The organism is uncultured Roseobacter sp., assembly GCF_947492555.1.
GTDB lineage: Bacteria > Pseudomonadota > Alphaproteobacteria > Rhodobacterales > Rhodobacteraceae > Roseobacter.
On sequence record NZ_CANLNE010000002.1, the window covers coordinates 702,813 to 719,326 of the forward strand.

Consider the following 16,514-nt stretch of genomic DNA (forward strand, 5'->3'; position numbering starts at 1 on the left):
AATTTTGCGGCGTCACACCCAAAAACGAATGATTTATTTCGTATTTCCTGTGTCAAAGTAGGCAGAAGCCAACCATACGGATCGCACTCATGTCACTTCTGGATGACTTCAAGGCATCACTGGCGCGCCCTGATGTCATTGACCACATCAGGGCGGGGTTGATTGGCGACGGGATCGAAATCAAAGGGCCTTTCGGTCCCCGGCCACTGCTTTATGCTGACTATGTCGCGTCGGGCCGGGCACTGACGCAGGTGGAGGACTTCATCCGCGATCAAGTGCTGCCCTTTTACGCCAACAGCCACACTCAAGCCTCCTACTGCGGGGCATTCATCACGCGGCTGCGCGAAGCAGCAAGGGCCGAAATCGCCCGGTTGGTTGGTGCAGCGGATGGGATCAGCGTTGTCTTCACCGGGTCAGGGTCGACTTCCGGAATCAACCGGTTGGTCGGGCTGCTTGATATTCGGACCGTCGCAAAGACCGGCCGCGCGGTAGTCATCATCGGGCCGTACGAGCATCACTCGAACATCCTGCCGTGGCGCGAAAGCGGTGCCGAGGTGATCGAGGTTGCGGAAGGTCCAAATGGCGGCCCGGATTTCGAGGCGCTTCGGCGCGTGTTGCAAACTGTTAAGGACGCCGATCTGGTTGTGGGTGCCTTCTCGGCCGCGTCCAATGTCACGGGCATTCTAACGGATGTTGATGGCGTGACACGGCTGCTTAAACAACAAGGCGCGCTGGCCATATGGGACTATGGCTGTGCCGCGCCTTATGTGCAAATGGAGATGCGTGCGGGCAGCGATGCGGCAAAGGACGCGATCGTTTTTTCCCCGCATAAGTTTCCTGGCGGGCCGGGGTCTTCGGGGGTGATGATCCTGCGTGACGCCATGGCACGCCAACAGACGCCAACTCTGCCAGGCGGGGGCACGGTCAGTTTCGTCTCGCCCTGGGGGCATACCTATGCGTCGCAGCTTTGCGAAAGGGAGGAAGGCGGAACCCCGAATGTCACCGGAGACATCCGGGTGACCCTGTGCATGCTCGTGAAAGAAGCCCTCGGGCAAAACTGGATGAACGAGAGGCACGTGGCTCTGCGCACGCGCGCGCTCGACGTCTGGAAAAAGAATTCCCGGATCGAGATATTGGGTGTGCAGGATGCCCCCGCCCTGCCAATATTTTCCCTGCGGATAGCGGACGGAGCGGGCGGCCATGTGCATCACCAGTTCTTCACGCGACTGCTTAGCGATGTCCACGGTGTGCAGGCGCGTGGCGGCTGCGCCTGTGCCGGCCCCTATGCCCACAGGTTACTTGGAATGGACAGGGGCAGTTCCGAGGCGATCCGTGTCGCCATCGCACGCGGCGAAGAACTTGAAAAACCTGGCTGGGTCCGGCTGAATTTTTCAGCACTGCTGACAGATGAGAAGGCGGATGCGATTATCGCGGCAGTGGACAATCTGGCGGCAGACGCTGCAAGATACCAGGGTTGTTATGGGGCGGATCCCGCGACCGCGCGCTTTTCCCCTAAGCCAGAAGCCGAAGGAAGTCTTGTGTCGTGACCAGCCCATTGGCGAATAGATCGTTCCGCCGACTGTTTGCGGCCCAGATTTTTTCGCTTCTGGGGGTCGGCCTGCTGACAGTTGCCTTGTCGCTCGCGGCTTACCGGATCGGCGGAGCCGAGGCGGGCGGACAGATGCTGGGCATGCTTTTGGCGCTGAAGATGGTCGCCTATGTCGTGCTGGCGCCTCTGGCTGAGACCGTTCTGGCCAACGTATCGCGAAAACGTGCAATGGTGGGGTTGGATCTGGGGCGGATGCTGCTGCTTGTGCCCATGGCTTTTGTCACCGAGACTTGGGCCGTCGCCACACTTGCGTTTGCATTTTTTGTTCTGTCGGCGGGGTTTACGCCCTTGTTTCAGTCCACCATTCCGGACGTCCTGCCCGAGGAAGAAGCCTATACCAAGGCACTGGCCTGGTCACGCGTTGCCTACACGCTGGAGGCCGTTCTGAGTCCCGTCATCGCAGCGGCCTTGCTGAACCTGGCCAGCGGCGAGACGCTTTTTCTTGTGGCATCCCTGTCATTTCTGGGGTCGGTCGTGGCCTTGCTTGTCACAAGTTTCCCGGTCCGGGAAACTGCCGATCGCAAGGGGCCATTCATGAAACGGGCGAGCCTGGGGTTACAGATCTATGCGCGGACGCCGCGCTTGCGCGGCCTGTTCCTGTTGAATCTGTCGCTATCGCTGACGCTGGCCTGGGTGTTGGTCAACTCGGTCGTCTACGCTGGTGAAAGACTGGGCGATGCCGAACGGTTTTTTCCGATGCTCATGGCCTTTTACGGGCTCGGGGCGGGGATCGGGGCCATCGTTGTCCCTCGGTTGCTGAAGCTGACGAGCGAACGTTCGGTCATGTTGATGGGGGCCTATGGCTTTGCCCTTGCCGGTGCCGTCTTTGCGCTCTTGCCGCCCATGCCGTTCCTAGCGTTGGCCGTGATCTGGGCCGCATTCGGGGTCGCCTCCTCTCTGGTTCTGACACCTGGTGGCCTGGTCATTACACGATCTGCCGTCAGCGCGGATCGCGCGGCGGTGTTTGCGGCGCAGTTCTCGCTCAGCCATGCAGGCTGGCTGGTGGCATATCCTCTGGCCGGGTGGTTGGGGGGGATGGCCTCGCTTGAAACGTCGCTGTTGATCCTGTCGGTCGTGGGCACTGTCGTCGCAACAGTCGGCATGTCAGTCTGGCCAGCCGATGATCCCCTGAGGCGCGATCACTCCCATCCCGACCTTCCCGCGGATCATCCACACCTGAAACTGGTCCCCGCCAGCGGACCGCATCACCGCCACATCCATGACTTCCATATCGACGAGTTGCATCCGACGTGGACGCAACGGACAATCTGATGTCGCCCCAAAACAATGCCTTGAAAGGATCACGACAATGAGTAACGACGACCTTTCGCCCATCGACGCCAAGGGCCTGTCTGCGCTTGAGGCGCGGCTGAAAGAGGATCTGGAGTTTCTCTGCTACCCCGGAAAAGATTGGGTACCACCACGCGATGGCGTGTCGGACGTGGTGATTATCGGTGGCGGCATGTGTGGCACGCTGGCCTGGTTTGCACTGGCCACCGGCGGCATGAGGAATGTGCGCGTGCTGGATCGCGCAGAGAGGGGCCGCGAAGGGCCCTGGCTTGACTATGCGCGAATGGAGACCCTGCGCTCTCCCAAGACCTTGACGGGTCCTGCCTTCGGGCACGGCTCTTTGACATGTCAGGCCTGGTATCGTGCCCAGTTCGGCGCGAAAGCCTGGGACGAACTCGACAAGATACCGCGCACCATGTGGATGGATTATCTTCGCTGGTATCGCGATGTCCTGGGTGTTCCAGTCGAAAACGGCATCTCGGTCGACCATGTCGAGCCAGAAGGCGATCTGTTGCGCCTGACGGTTTCGGGCGCAACGAGTGAAACCATTCTGACCCGCAAACTCGTATTTGCCACCGGGCGCGATGGTACGGGAGGCCCGAATATTCCCGGGTTCATCAGGGATCTGCCCGGTCATCTGTGGGCGCATAGTGCCGACGAGATTGACTTTGCAAGTCTCAAGGGCAAGCGCGTCGCCGTTATCGGTGTCGGCGCGTCAGCCGTCGATAATTCGGCAGAAGCGCTTGAACACGGGGCCGCTGAAGTGCGCCATCTGATCCGGCGCAAGGAAATGCCGACCGTCAACAAGATGATGGGGATTGGCAGCTTTGGCTTCACCGCCGGGTTCGCCGGGATGAGCGACGAATGGCGTTGGCGTTTCATGCAATACAGCTTTGCGACACAAACACCTTCGCCGCGCGGCTCGACCCTGCGGGTCAGCCGTCACGCCAATGCCTACTTTCACTTCGGCAAGGCGACCACGCGCATCGACCCCAAGGGCAATGGCGCGACCGTCCATTTCGCGGACGGCACGTCCTACGACGCCGATTTCGTGATCCTTGGCACGGGTTTCATCATCGACCCGATGGCCCGCACCGAATTTGGCGACACGGCGGGCGAAATCCTGCTGTGGCGGGATGTCTACACCCCGCCCGAAGGCGAAGAATCCGGCGATCTGGGGCGTTTTCCCTATCTGAATGCCGACTTCACATTCCGTGAGAAAACGCCGGGACAGGCCCCCTGGCTCAGCAATGTCTACTGTTTCAACTACGGCGCCTCGGCCAGTCTTGGTAAGGTCAGCGGCGATATTCCAGGCATCAGCGACGGGGCTGCATGGCTGTCGCGCGCGATTGCCGCCACGCTGTACTCCGAGGACATCGAAACGCACTGGCAGGGCATGCAGGACTACGACAAGCCCGAGCTTTTGGGCGACGAATGGGAGGCAACAGACCTTGAGGCCGGCACGAAAACGCGGGAAGGTCGGGTGGCATGACGCTATTTGATACGACGATTCTGAACACATCCGGTTTGACGCCGGACAGTCGGTTGGCAGCTGCCACGTCAAGCAGGGCGAACATTTTCAATATGAGTCAGGCTGCGGAACAAGCCGTTTTGCGCCCGGAAGACTGCGGTGCCTTCGGCCACGATCTGCGGGCAGCCCTGGCTGCACGCGTCGCGTATCACGCCGGAGAGCACGCACTGGCAGACCACTATGCAACAGCTGCCGGGGACAAGGTCGCACTTGCTGATCCGGGCGCGTATGATTCGGGGTTGGGGCATGTGCTGACCTTCGTCGACAAAACTGCCAACCAGACCCGCGACGTCGCGGCGGAGGACATTTCCGGGCTGCAGGCTGCGGGCGTTTCGGATGCCGATGTCGTTCGTCTGTGCGAACTTGTTGCCTTCCTCGCCTATCAGGTCCGGGTGATCGCGGGCCTGCGATTGATGCAAGGCACCGCCGGATGAGCCGCGTCCTCCACAAATTTACCCGTAACGTGCCCGGCTGGCGGCCTCGGGTGACGCCTGTGAAACTGGACGAGGCGACACCTGAACAGCTAACAGCGCTTCAGGTCACCCCCTCGAACACCAAGGTGTCGGACTATGTCCTGACGCTGGCCCATGATGTCGAGAGCCTTGCGGTCCGCTCGCCGCTCTTCAACGCGATCATGTACGACCCGGGCGGCATGTCGCGCGCGGAACGCGAGCTTGGGGCGCTTGCGGCCTCGATGGTCAACCGCTGCATCTATTGCGCTGCCGTGCATGCCGACCGTCATGCCCAGCTTGAAAAAGACACAACCGTTACGGATGAACTTTTCGCCAAGGGCGAGAACGCCGATCTGACCGCAAGGGACCGTGCAATTTTCGACTTCGCACGGAAATCCGCTGAAGCGCCGCCCGCTGCGGGACCGGCCGATATGGATGCGCTGCGGAATGCCGGTCTGTCAGACGCAGAAATCCTTGACCTGATCCTGTCCGCTGCCTTGTTCGGATGGGCCAATCGGTTGATGCATGTGCTGGGCGACCCCGTCCGCAAGGAGACCGGCGCATGAGCGCACCGATGCGCATAGGGATCGCAGGCGCTGGCTCGATCGCCTGTGGCACGGCAGCACTTTTGCACGAGCAAGGTCATGTACCTATGCTGTGGTCGCCGTCGGGGGCGGGAACCGCGGCCCTGGAGGCGGCACCCCTTTCCGCCTCGGGCGCTATTGAGGCGGAATTCACGCCAGCCATCGCCAACTCTGCAAAACAACTTGCCGAAGACACCGACGCGCTGTTGATCGCGTTGCCAGCCTACGGGCACAAGACCGTGATGGACGCGCTGGCCCCGCATATTCGGGAGGGTCAACAGGTTATCATCTCGTCCCACGCCTCGCTTGGGGCGGTCTATCTGATGCAGCTATTGGCAGCGCGTGGCGTCCAGGCCCCGATCACTGCCTGGGGCACCACCGTTGTCACCGGGCGAAGGCAGGACGGAGCTGCGGTGCAGGTCAACACCGTCCGCGCCCGTGTCGACATGTGTTCGGTTCCCAAGGCAGACACCGATGCTGCTCTGAACCTCTGCCGCAATTTATTCGGAGACCGTTTTCAGACGCGCGACGGGTTACTGGCGATTTCGCTGTCAAATCTGAACCCGCAGAACCATCTCGGCATCGCCCTGGGTAACATCACACGCATGGAACGGGGCGAGACCTGGAGCCAAGGCCAGAACGTGACGCCCAAAATTGGCCGGTTGCTGGAACAGCTTGATCTCGAACGGCTGGCCATTGCCGAGGCGCTTGGCCTCGACGTGAAGACGATTTTCGAGCACTTCCACCTTAGCTTCCACGTCCCCATGGCGTCGATTTCCGAGATGAACCAGCAAATGCACGCGCAAGGCAATGGCGGCACCGGCCCCGCGACCGCCGACAGCCGCTATGTTACCGAAGACGTGCCATATGGGTTGCAACTGACTGCGGTTCTGGGCCGTTTGACCGGCCAACCTGCGACATTGCACGAAGCCGGGATCAAGATATTCTCGGCCATGTACGGCCGCGACTTCCCAGCCGAAAATGAAATCCTGAATGCGCTGGAACTTGACCGTTTCAGCCTTGACGACCTGCAACAGGCCGCCCGTACCGGGTTGCTGCAGCCGACGCCCTGAGCGGTGTCGCGACCAAACAATGATACGGACAAAACTGAATCAACAAGGAGACGCCCGATATGACCAAACTATCATTCAACCGACGCCGCTTCCTCGGCACCGCCGCCATGACTGGTGCGGCGCTGGCCAGCCCGGTTTACCTGCGTCACGCGAAAGCCGCTGGCGGAGAAGTAAATATCTGGACCTACAACGACTTTGTCCCCAAGGCCTTCAAAGAACAGTTCGAGGCCGATACCGGCATCAAGGTCAACGTGCGGCTCGTCGATGATCAGGGCAAGCAGTTCAACCTGCTGGCCGCTGAAGCGCCGAACCCGACCGTGGACATCATGACCGTGGCTGGTCACCGCTTTTTGCAGTTCATAGACAGCGACCTTCTGGCGCCGCTGGACACCGGCCGCCTGAGCAACTGGGGCAACATCAACCCGACCTTCTCGGAAAGCGACTGGTCCACGATCAACGGCAACAAATGGGGCGCTCCCATCCTGTCGGGTATGGAAGTTTTGTCCTACAACACTGACATTGTCAGCGCCGAAGAGGCCGAAAGCTGGGATGTTCTGTTCTCGGAGAAATACAAGGGCCAGACCGCCTATATCATCCAGGACATGATGTCGATTGTCATGCTTAAGCTGGGCTACGATGGCAATATGGTCGCGTATATGGATGATCCGGAAAAGGCTGCCGCCATTGTTGAGGAGGCCAAGCAATTTCTGATCTCCAAGAAGCCTCTGGTGCGCAAGTACTATGACAGTGGCGCGGAAGTGCAGCAGATGTTCGTCAACCAGGACATCGCCCTGGGACATAGCTGGAACGGACCGGCGGCAGCGCTGATCAACGATGGGTTCCCGCTGGCAATGTCGATCCCGAAAGAAGGCTCATATGGCTTTGTCTATACCTATAACATTGCCAACAACGCGCCGAACGTCGACAACGCCTATCAGTTCCTTGATGCGATCCTTGCGTCACCCGAAATCGGTGCATCGATGACCAAGGCATCGGGCTTCATCTCGACCTACAAGGATGCGTCGAACTATCTGACCGACCTTGAAAAGGCATCGACGTCCTTCCCGGAAGAACAACTGGCAAATCTGCAGTTCTTCCGTGCCGAGGCGAATGAGATGAAGTACAGCCTTGTTGACCCGGCCGTGGAAGCGGTCAAAGCCGCCTGATCACTGGCGGCATGTAAACCCGTCCTTGCCCGTCCACGAATGGGCGAGGACACGGCCCGGCTGACCCAGGAAGTTCTGCATGAGCAATGATACTACGACGCGCACCAAAAGCGCTGGCGTCGCGCCGGAGAAGTCTGACCGCACCTTTTGGGGGTGGCTGTCCGTCTGGACGCCCTACACCGCGCTGATGAAGCTGGTCACGACATCGCCGCGGCGGCAGTTTGTCATCCTTGCCGCCTTTCCCATTCTATGGGTCCTGACCCAGCACCTTGGCCCCATGCTGCAGATGCTGCGGGTCAGCCTGATTGATGCCTACCCCGTGGCTCCGGGGGTCGAACAGCACTTCACGCTCGATAACTATGCGCGGTTCTTTGGCGAGCGCATCTTCTGGCAGCCATTTTTCCGGACGCTGATCTTTGCCGGAACGCTTACCTTCTGTACCCTGATCCTGACATTCCCGGTGGCCTATTTCCTGGCCCGCCATGTCAGCCGCAAGAACCAGTTGCTGATGCTTTTGTTGCTGCTGATCCCGTTCTGGGTCGGCGAGATTGTCCGCACCTATGCCATCATGATCCTTCTCGGGAACACCGGCGCCGTGAACCTCGTGCTGAAATGGTTCGGCCTGATCGACCGGCCGATCCCCTTCATGTATACAAGCTTTTCAATGGGGATAGGCATCGTCTACCTGACCGCGCTCTATATGCTGCTGCCGCTCTATTCCGCACTCGAGAAACTACCCAAAAGCTATGGCGAGGCCGCCGCTGACCTCGGCGCAGGGGCATGGACACGGTTCCGCCGCGTGACCCTGCCGCTGACGCTTGAGGGGATTTCCTCGGGCTGCACGCTGGTCTTCCTGATCTCCACCGGGTTTTACGCCACGCCGGTTTTGCTGGGCGGACCTTCCACCACGGTATTTTCTGAAACCATCGCCGGGTTCTTTCACGTGGCGGGGGATGAGTGGCCCACAGGCGCGGCCTTTGCCACGATCATGTTTGTCACCGCGATGCTGCTGACGGGCGTATTCCAGAAACTGATGTACGCCCTGCGCAAAGGGGACACGAAATGACCCGCGGCAATCGCATCCTTCTGTCCTGCATCTATTGGGCCTTTGTGCTTTACGTCTTCGTGCCGCTGATGCTGATGATCCTGATGGGCTTCAAGGATAGCAAATTCATCGGATTCCCGATCAAATCCTGGACGTTGGATTGGTACCTGGGCGTTTTCGCCGACGCCGAAGTCGTATCGACGCTGACCTATTCCGTCGTCATCGCGGTGCTCTCGACCCTGATCTCGGTGGTGGTCGGCACATGGATTGCGGTGCTGCTTGAAGGGCGCAAGTTCCTTGGACGGGCGGCCATCTTCGGGCTGACCATTCTGCCCGCACTGGTGCCCGGCATCATCTCGGCCATCGCGTTTCGCATCTATGCCCGCCTCTTGGGGATAGAGCCGGGCATGGGCGCCATCATCTGGGCGCATGCGGTGCACAACGTCCCCTTTGTCGCCCTTGTCGTCATGGCCCGGCTATCGACCCTTCCCAAAAGCCAGATCGAAGCGGCACGGGACTTGGGTGCTGACCCCATCATCGCCTTTCTCAGGATCACATTCCCCTACCTGATCCCTGCCATTCTGGGCGCCAGCATCTTCTGCCTGCTGCTCAGCTTTGACGACTTTGTCCGCTCGTTCTTCCTGGGCGGGTACGAGCCAACGCTGCCTGTCCTGATCTTCGCAAAGCTGCGATCGGGCATGTCCCCCGAAATCAATGCAATTGCGACCGTCGCACTGGTGCTGACGGCCGCCATCGGCATCTGGGCCGAACGTTTTACGCGCCGCACGAATAAGGACACAAACCCATGACCGCCCCAGCCTCGCTTGTTCTTCTTGAAGGCGTTTCCAAACACTTCGGTAATACGGTAGCCCTTGACGATCTGACACTGGACATTGCGCGCGGTGAGTTCGTGACCTTCCTTGGGCCGTCGGGGTGCGGCAAGTCCACCACGCTGCGCATTCTGGGGGGGTTTGAACGCCCGACCTCGGGCCGTGTTGTTCTGGATGGTGAAGACGTGACCCTTCAACCGCCTGAGAAACGTCATGTGAACATGGTGTTTCAGGACTATGCGCTGTTTCCGCATATGACCGTCCGCCAGAACATTTCCTTCGGTCTGGAATTGAAAGGCATGGACAAGACTGCGATCCGAAAACGCTCCGACGAGATCATGGCCTTTCTCGAACTTGAAACCTATGTCGACCGCTACCCCGGGCAATTGTCAGGCGGTCAGCGGCAGCGCGTCGCTCTTGCGCGCGCTCTGGCACCGGATCCCGCGCTCTTGCTGCTGGATGAACCTTTAGGGGCGCTGGATGCCAAGCTGCGCGGGCAGGTCCAGTTGGAGCTGAAATCCATCCAGCGCCGCACCCACAAGACCTTCTTCTTCGTGACCCATGATCAGGAGGAGGCGCTGACCATGTCCGACCGGATCGTCGTGATGAACAAGGGCCGTGTCGAACAGGACGGCACGCCGGAAGAGTTGTATTTTCACCCGGCCTCGCGCTTCGTGGCGGAGTTTGTTGGTGACACCAATCTTTTGTCCGGCACATTGCGAGGCCAGGACGGTGACAAGATCGTGATAGATTGGTTTGGTCAGAACCTGACGGGCCTCGCGCCGGGTTTCACGTCGGCGGTGGGGGGTAACATCACGGCGTCGGTTAGACTGGAAAAACTCGGTCTGTCTGCCGAGCGCCCCTCCGCCGAAAATGCTGTGCAGGGCAAGGTCGTGGCCAAGACTTTTCTGGGAAGCCGCATGGCCGTGGATTTGGCGGTTGATCAGACCGAGGGCGCAATTCTGCGTGCCTTTGTGGATGCCGAGACCGGAAGCGCTTTCGGAGCGGACCCTATCTGGATCGGTTGGGACAGTAAGGACATGGCCGTTCTCAGAGACTGAAGCGTCAAATCGGTCCGGTCGCTTCTACAACCTTACGGACCTCTGTCTGAGTCCCTGATGCCACGCTTAACCATGCCGGTATTATCTGCTGTATCTTGCGCAAACTGTTTTGGCTGACCTCGACGCCAATTTCCGGGACAACTTGCCCCACTGATACGCGTTTCCCAAAGCGCTTTGCGCTTGGCAGTATGCGTCGGCGTAAGTCCCGAACGCATCAGGTTTTCATCAATCCCCAAAGTTGGCGGTAAATGTCCACCGATCAGCATACTGCCTTGTGGCAAGCAATGGGAGGCATCACCTTCAAGGACAAAACAGCGGGGCTATTCGTCCTTTCTGACTTTGGCGTCGGGCAAACTCGCAATTATGTTCCCGACTGGCCGTTCTTTCTCTTCGCCCAACCGTTGTCCCTTGGCAATTGCCCGCATTTCCTCAGGGCTTTCACCTGTCACGCCCATGTAAACCGACCCGCCACCATCAAGGTTAAGAGTGGACCCGCTCGCTGGATTGCCCCCCTCTTGTCGAATTCCGGCGCCAGCCATGGTAATCTGCTGCCACTGATCCATGGTGACGCCCTCGTTGGGTCGCATCGCGGTAGGCGTAACCGTGTGCATTATGGCATCATCGCCCTTGACCGAGATGGCTGCGCGCGCATTTCGATCTTCCGCGTGGGTCATTACACCAACTTGCTTGTTGCGGGGGTTTTCTTCTTGTTCCCCGACGGGACCCAATCTGTATTTGAATCTGTCATCGTTCTTAGGGTCCGGAATATCGGTTGCTGTTCCATCCAATGCGAGGAGGGGGCCGCTGCTCAAACCCACCTCTGCGCCAACATTCAATTGACCATAGTAGTCTTGGTATTCCGATGGGATCGGCAGGTGATCTGATCGAGTACTGGTTGGTCCAACTGGCCTGCCAACTCCTTCTTGTCCGACTTCCTTCAGCTCATCGTGCTTATAGTACGCACCAACGGGGTCAGGAATTGAACTACTTTGAGCTGTCTTTGGGTCCCATCCTTCTTCGCTGCGCATGTTCGACTGATGGGCAAAGAACCCGCCATTTATGACGGCGGTGCCCTCTGGCAGATCGGCAGAAAGCGATGCAACAGGTTGAGGTTTCTCCTTTTCTCCAGTCCCAACGACGCCGCCCATCTTTGCTCCGCCTAGCACCCGCATCTGATTGTAGACCGATGATTGATCGAGGTTGTCTTGAATGGTGCGCAGAGGCGATCCCTGGCCAGCGACGGATGCGGTGCCTTCTGCGGGTTTTTTAATGCGGGTCCCTACTATACCTTTACCTTCGCTTTGCACGCGAATTTGCTTTTGCACATTGCGGCGCCTTATAAGCGCCTGCATTTTGGTGATATTTTCAATGTCCTTGTCAGTGTATCGTTGCACAACTCGTGCCGGCGCTTGTGACTTGGGCTGCACATGGTTGTCGGCGGCTTCCTGAACATTTTGCAGGTCCTCTACGTTTAGGCTGGCATCGGCCATCTGCTGCAAGAGCTGCAATTTCGTAGTGCTTGCCGAAGGCTGAGCAGGAGAGGCAGTTGCACTACCTTTTCCGACCTTTCTTGTCGTACCGTGAGACGTAATGACGTTCTTCTTGTGCTGGCGCTCGGTCAGTTTGATCATATAAAGCAACCCCCGACTGACAAGCGCCAATTCATTCAGCGAAAACCTCAGTCAATACGCGAAGCCACGTGCACTGGAACGTGGTCGACAATTCCGGTCCCGTATTCCAATTGGCTTGCCGCAAAGTATGGCACGAATTGACTGTCAGCGATACCCAAACGAATTGAATGCAGCCAAACCCGCCGGACGATGGGCTGGACCTGTCTGCAACTCAAAGCCAACTGCTACTGATTAGTGATCAGCTCCATTGATTTGCAAAAAGGGGATTATACTGCAGGCAAGGTTCCATTTGCCTTTAATGGCACCAGTATACCATTCGGGTGACCTTGAGTGGTTTAAGCAGTCGATCTTCAGGAACGCCGAAGTTATTGCAGAGATAAAGCCCCCGACAGCGCGGCCACCGGGCTGACCCAAGTCGCCATAACCATTGACCGAGCTGAAGCGCAGCAAGGCACCCAACTCTCCGCGATGGCAGACGCTCCGAGCCTTGCGTCTGAAAACCGTATGGCCACACGTGATTAGCCTTGGCCAACAGTGATTTCAGGTAAAATGACCTTGCTGACCTTTTCGCCTGTGTTGATCGCTGTGTAGATGGATCTCGGTGGGCGGGCCGCTTCGTTGACACAGCGCTGTACCCACTCTCTGTCTTCCATTGATCTCAAAGATAGAGACAACGCACGGTCGGTTATTGTCGGCAGATTTCTCTTTATGTCATTGAAGTGTCTTGGCTCATGAAGCGATGTCAGAATTGGCAAGGTCCATGTACGCCGGAGCAGATCCTGATCTGCGGCCCCGGAAACATGTTGAATTCTGCGTGCGATTTTAGCGGCTGATTTTCCAAGATGCGTAAGCCGGAATTCCGGACGTATCGGATGGCCATAACCCGGATTTCTTTCAACAAGACCCATCTTGATAAGATGATCAATGCTTTGTGAAAAGGCCGTCCTGCTTGCGCCAGTTGCGGCCAGAAGCGTCGCCTGCCGCCCAGCGGTGCCGGCTTGTAGACTTGATAGAATGGGAAGGGCCCATGCCCTTGAAGTCAAGTTGACAAAAACCTGAATGTCCATAAAGTATAGTTAGTATATTTTCGTAAAAAGGAAAAGCCATGTCGCTTGTTTCGTTGGAAGACACCATCACCATTGCTTTGTCGGTCACGGATCGGCACGCAAGCGCCAAATGGTACAATGACATGCTGGGATTTGAGATACTCTATCACGCGGATGAAGTAGGTTGGTCGGAACTGCAGACCAAGACCAGCGGTGTAACAATCGGCCTCGGCGAGCAAACCGAACCCGCACCGGGTAATTGCGTTCCTGTTTTTGGGACTACCGATCTGGATCGCGCCCGGCGTGCACTTGAACAGGCAATGGTAAGGTTTGACGGCGAAACCGATACAGTTGAAGGGATGGTCAAGACAGCAACTTTCTACGACCCGGACGGGAATGCGCTCATGCTCGCCGAAGATTTGACAAAAAGCGCATGATGGCAGGCATCACCCCATCGAGAGGCTTTATCGTGATGTTTGTCCCGACCATTCTTTACACAGTCACCGTGTCGTGACCATTCAACAGCCACGCAGCCCTGATTGGTGAGGTGGCAAAGCGGATACCATGACGATTGTTAAAGGGGTTTTTTCCTGTACCCCATGCCCTTCATAGTCTGCCGTATTCTACTTTGCGGATGATTTCCAAAACACTGTATTCGATTTGCCCGCCATATCTAAGAACCAGCGCGCAATCGACTCGGTGACGTCCCGAATTTCAGACGAAATAGCTTGGAAAAATTCTGAGCGGAGTTGAATCCAGAGGCAATTGCGACATCCATGACCGAAAGGTCGGTTTCGATCAAAAGTCTGCGTCCCTTGGCGAGCCGGGCATTCGAAATGTACTGCCTGGGCGTTCGATTGAGATATTTCGCGAACAACCGTTCCATCTGGCGGCGCGAGATTGAGAATTGCTCAGCTAGGTCATCCAGCGCCAGGTCGGCCTCAAGATTGGTATCGATGTATCCGATGATTTCTATGAGACGCTTGTTCCGGCTGTTCAAAGTAACGGCGCGGGATGCTGCCTGACTGGTATCAGGGCCTCTAACGTCACTTATGTTCATCATTTCACGCGCGATTGTTGCAAATTCAGAGCCAAAATCTTGCTGTAACACCGTGAGAAACAAGTCTGCACTTGTTGCGCCCCCTGCGGATGTACTGACACGCCCGTCAACAACGTAAGCCTTGTCTGTGGGGGTTAGCGTCGGGAATAGCTCACGGAACCCATCGATGTTTTCCCAATGCAGTGTAAATTCTGCGGACGACAATATACCCGCTTTTGCAAGTGCGAACGCCCCGGTACACAACCCGCCCATCTGAGCGCCGAAGGCCCATTGCCGCGCCGCCCACTTCCAGACAGCTTTCGAGATGCTCTTGTTCGGCTCTACCCCGGCGCAAATGAAGATCCGGCTGCCCCCAATGTCGGAGGCAAGACGACCGTGACAGCCAATGGACAGCCCGTTCGAACTGGCAACGGGTTCTCCGGTTTCGGACAGCACAGTCCATCGGTAGAGGCCGCGTCCGGCCAATTGGTTTGCGACGCGCAGAACCTCCACGGCGGATGTGAAGGCCAACATTGAGAATGCCGGAACCAGAACGAACACGTAGTCTATGGGATCAACATCTTGAGCTACCGGATGAGAATGCGCTCCTTTCGGTACCTTGATCGGTGCTTTTGCGATCCCGTTGCACGTCGTTTTACCTGACATGAGATATCATCCCCCTGCAACGTTGGTCTGGCGGCGCTGTCGGTGAGCCGCCACCTTGTGACGGTTTCCGCAGGTGGACATGTTGCACCATCGTCTGCCTCGCCCCCTGCCTGCGTTCAGAAAGAACCAGCTGCACCGTTCACACTGACGGAGTTTTTCGATTTCGGGAGATCTCAGCAGATCCTCCACCAGCAGTACGAAGCTGTCGAGATAGTAGGCCGCCGTGCCGCCGGTCGCTTTCCAAGGTGAAGGCGCGCTGGAGAGGTTCAACTCAGCACGTTGCAAGGCAGCCTTCGTATAGTTTTCGAAAGTCTGAAGATGTTCAGGCGCAACTGCCTGTCTCCCGCTATATGCGGATAGCACAAGATATGTGGCTTCCCGAAAGTTGACCAAGGCATCGACATCATATTGCGTTGGATGTGCCTGACCCACGTGTTCCCCTGCATTACCGCTCGCCGCAAGCCAGGAAAGAAGATCATCCGGTGACGTCAGACGATTGTCCGTGCGGGATTTGTCGGTGTCGCCAACGGTGTTGAGAAAATCCAGCGCAAGATGCCCCCCTACAAAATTGTCACTCATCCACATGGTAACCTCATATTTAATTTTTATGGTTACATATCGCGAGAAGTGATGTAACCATATAATCACTATAAAGCATTACAGGAGAAACGCCATGCTGTCGCTACCGGAACGCTACGATCACAAGGGGCAGTCCATTGCATGGGGGCAGTTGGGCTCTGGTGACCCCCTGGTACTGGTGCATGGAACACCGTTCTCGTCACAGGTCTGGCGCAGAATCGCGCCCCTTCTGGCCGAACGCTGGACCGTCTATTTCTTCGATCTGATTGGCTATGGTCAGTCAGAAAAGAAAGATGGGCAAGACGTGTCATTGGCCGTGCAGAATGATCTGCTGGCCGCCCTATGTGCGCACTGGGAGTTGAAGCGCCCTGAAATACTGTGTCACGACTTTGGCGGCGCGACAGCTTTGCGGGCCTACTACCTCAACGATCTGCGCTACAAGCGAATGACGATCTTTGATCCCGTCGCGGTCGCACCCTGGGGGTCGCCCTTCGTGGCGCATGTCAGGCAGTATGAAGCTGCTTTTGCAGGTCTGCCTGCCTATGCGCACGATGCACTTTTGCGCGCCTATCTGCAAAGCGCGGCATACAAGACGCTGACCGAGGAGGCATTGCAAGTTTATATGAAACCCTGGCAAGGAGACGTCGGTCAGCCAGCATTCTATCGTCAGATCGCACAGATGGATCAGAAGTTTACGGATGAGGTCGAGAGCCAATATGCACCGCTCGATTGCCCCACTACTTTGCTTTGGGGTGAGAAGGATGAGTGGATCCCCTTGGAGCGCGGTCACAAGCTGGCCGGTATGCTGACCGGGGGTGCGATGAAAGTAATCCCCAATGCAGGTCATCTTGTTCAAGAGGATGCGCCAGAGGCTATTGTTGCGGCCATGTTTCAGCACAGCACATAATCCGG

Annotated in this window: 16 protein-coding genes; 12 read left to right on the forward strand and 4 right to left on the reverse strand. The window is 57.6% G+C overall.

Features of this window, described 5'->3' with window-relative positions:
• The first annotated feature begins 89 nt into the window (after positions 1-89).
• From Q1A07_RS10500 to Q1A07_RS10545, 10 genes are all read left to right on the forward strand, one after another.
• The gene (locus Q1A07_RS10500) at positions 90-1,547 is read left to right on the forward strand and encodes an aminotransferase class V-fold PLP-dependent enzyme (RefSeq protein WP_299780454.1); all 1,458 of its coding nucleotides are present in this window, start codon (positions 90-92) and stop codon (positions 1,545-1,547) included.
• Positions 1,544-2,881, forward strand: a complete 1,338-nt coding sequence (locus Q1A07_RS10505) for an MFS transporter (protein WP_299780456.1) — start codon at positions 1,544-1,546, stop codon at positions 2,879-2,881. Before Q1A07_RS10500 ends, Q1A07_RS10505 begins: the two co-directional genes overlap by 4 nt.
• 37 nt (positions 2,882-2,918) lie before the next feature.
• On the forward strand, positions 2,919-4,391 hold the full coding sequence (locus Q1A07_RS10510) for an NAD(P)/FAD-dependent oxidoreductase (RefSeq protein ID WP_299780458.1): 1,473 nt from the start codon (positions 2,919-2,921) through the stop codon (positions 4,389-4,391).
• Positions 4,388-4,864 carry a hypothetical protein gene (locus Q1A07_RS10515; protein WP_299780461.1) on the forward strand — a complete coding sequence of 159 codons (477 nt, stop codon included), beginning with the start codon at positions 4,388-4,390 and terminating at the stop codon, positions 4,862-4,864. Before Q1A07_RS10510 ends, Q1A07_RS10515 begins: the two co-directional genes overlap by 4 nt.
• On the forward strand, positions 4,861-5,448 hold the full coding sequence (locus Q1A07_RS10520) for a peroxidase-related enzyme (protein ID WP_299780463.1): 588 nt from the start codon (positions 4,861-4,863) through the stop codon (positions 5,446-5,448). Before Q1A07_RS10515 ends, Q1A07_RS10520 begins: the two co-directional genes overlap by 4 nt.
• Entirely contained in the window at positions 5,445-6,539 is a 1,095-nt protein-coding gene (locus Q1A07_RS10525) for an NAD/NADP octopine/nopaline dehydrogenase family protein (protein ID WP_299780465.1), read from the forward strand. Before Q1A07_RS10520 ends, Q1A07_RS10525 begins: the two co-directional genes overlap by 4 nt.
• A 59-nt stretch (positions 6,540-6,598) precedes the next feature.
• The gene (locus Q1A07_RS10530; protein ID WP_299780467.1) at positions 6,599-7,705 is read left to right on the forward strand and encodes an extracellular solute-binding protein; all 1,107 of its coding nucleotides are present in this window, start codon (positions 6,599-6,601) and stop codon (positions 7,703-7,705) included.
• 79 nt (positions 7,706-7,784) lie between these two features.
• Positions 7,785-8,771 carry an ABC transporter permease gene (locus tag Q1A07_RS10535; protein ID WP_299780469.1) on the forward strand — a complete coding sequence of 329 codons (987 nt, stop codon included), beginning with the start codon at positions 7,785-7,787 and terminating at the stop codon, positions 8,769-8,771.
• Positions 8,768-9,559 (forward strand): ABC transporter permease, encoded by a 792-nt coding sequence (locus Q1A07_RS10540; protein WP_299780470.1) that lies wholly within the window; start codon positions 8,768-8,770, stop codon positions 9,557-9,559. Before Q1A07_RS10535 ends, Q1A07_RS10540 begins: the two co-directional genes overlap by 4 nt.
• Complete coding sequence (locus Q1A07_RS10545; RefSeq protein WP_299780471.1) at positions 9,556-10,641, forward strand: ABC transporter ATP-binding protein; 1,086 nt, start codon at positions 9,556-9,558, stop codon at positions 10,639-10,641. The genes Q1A07_RS10540 and Q1A07_RS10545 overlap by 4 nt, the downstream gene beginning before the upstream one ends.
• 320 nt (positions 10,642-10,961) lie before the next feature.
• Here Q1A07_RS10545 and Q1A07_RS10550 read toward each other — a convergent pair whose 3' ends face one another.
• Entirely contained in the window at positions 10,962-12,272 is a 1,311-nt protein-coding gene (locus Q1A07_RS10550) for a phosphodiester glycosidase family protein (RefSeq protein ID WP_299780472.1), read from the reverse strand.
• A 518-nt stretch (positions 12,273-12,790) separates the two neighbouring features.
• On the reverse strand, positions 12,791-13,339 hold the full coding sequence (locus tag Q1A07_RS10555) for a winged helix-turn-helix transcriptional regulator (RefSeq protein WP_299780473.1): 549 nt from the start codon (positions 13,337-13,339) through the stop codon (positions 12,791-12,793).
• Positions 13,340-13,377: 38 nt separating this feature from the next.
• On the opposite strand from Q1A07_RS10555, the gene Q1A07_RS10560 reads away from it, so the two are divergent.
• On the forward strand, positions 13,378-13,755 hold the full coding sequence (locus tag Q1A07_RS10560) for a VOC family protein (RefSeq protein WP_299780474.1): 378 nt from the start codon (positions 13,378-13,380) through the stop codon (positions 13,753-13,755).
• A gap of 236 nt (positions 13,756-13,991) precedes the next feature.
• Here the strand turns inward: Q1A07_RS10560 and Q1A07_RS10565 are convergent, their stop codons facing one another.
• Positions 13,992-15,023, reverse strand: a complete 1,032-nt coding sequence (locus tag Q1A07_RS10565; RefSeq protein ID WP_299780475.1) for a GlxA family transcriptional regulator — start codon at positions 15,021-15,023, stop codon at positions 13,992-13,994.
• A gap of 6 nt (positions 15,024-15,029) precedes the next feature.
• Entirely contained in the window at positions 15,030-15,671 is a 642-nt protein-coding gene (locus Q1A07_RS10570; RefSeq protein ID WP_299780477.1) for an ABATE domain-containing protein, read from the reverse strand.
• A 25-nt stretch (positions 15,672-15,696) separates the two neighbouring features.
• On the opposite strand from Q1A07_RS10570, the gene Q1A07_RS10575 reads away from it, so the two are divergent.
• The gene (locus tag Q1A07_RS10575; RefSeq protein WP_299780479.1) at positions 15,697-16,509 is read left to right on the forward strand and encodes an alpha/beta hydrolase; all 813 of its coding nucleotides are present in this window, start codon (positions 15,697-15,699) and stop codon (positions 16,507-16,509) included.
• Positions 16,510-16,514: the final 5 nt, after the last annotated feature.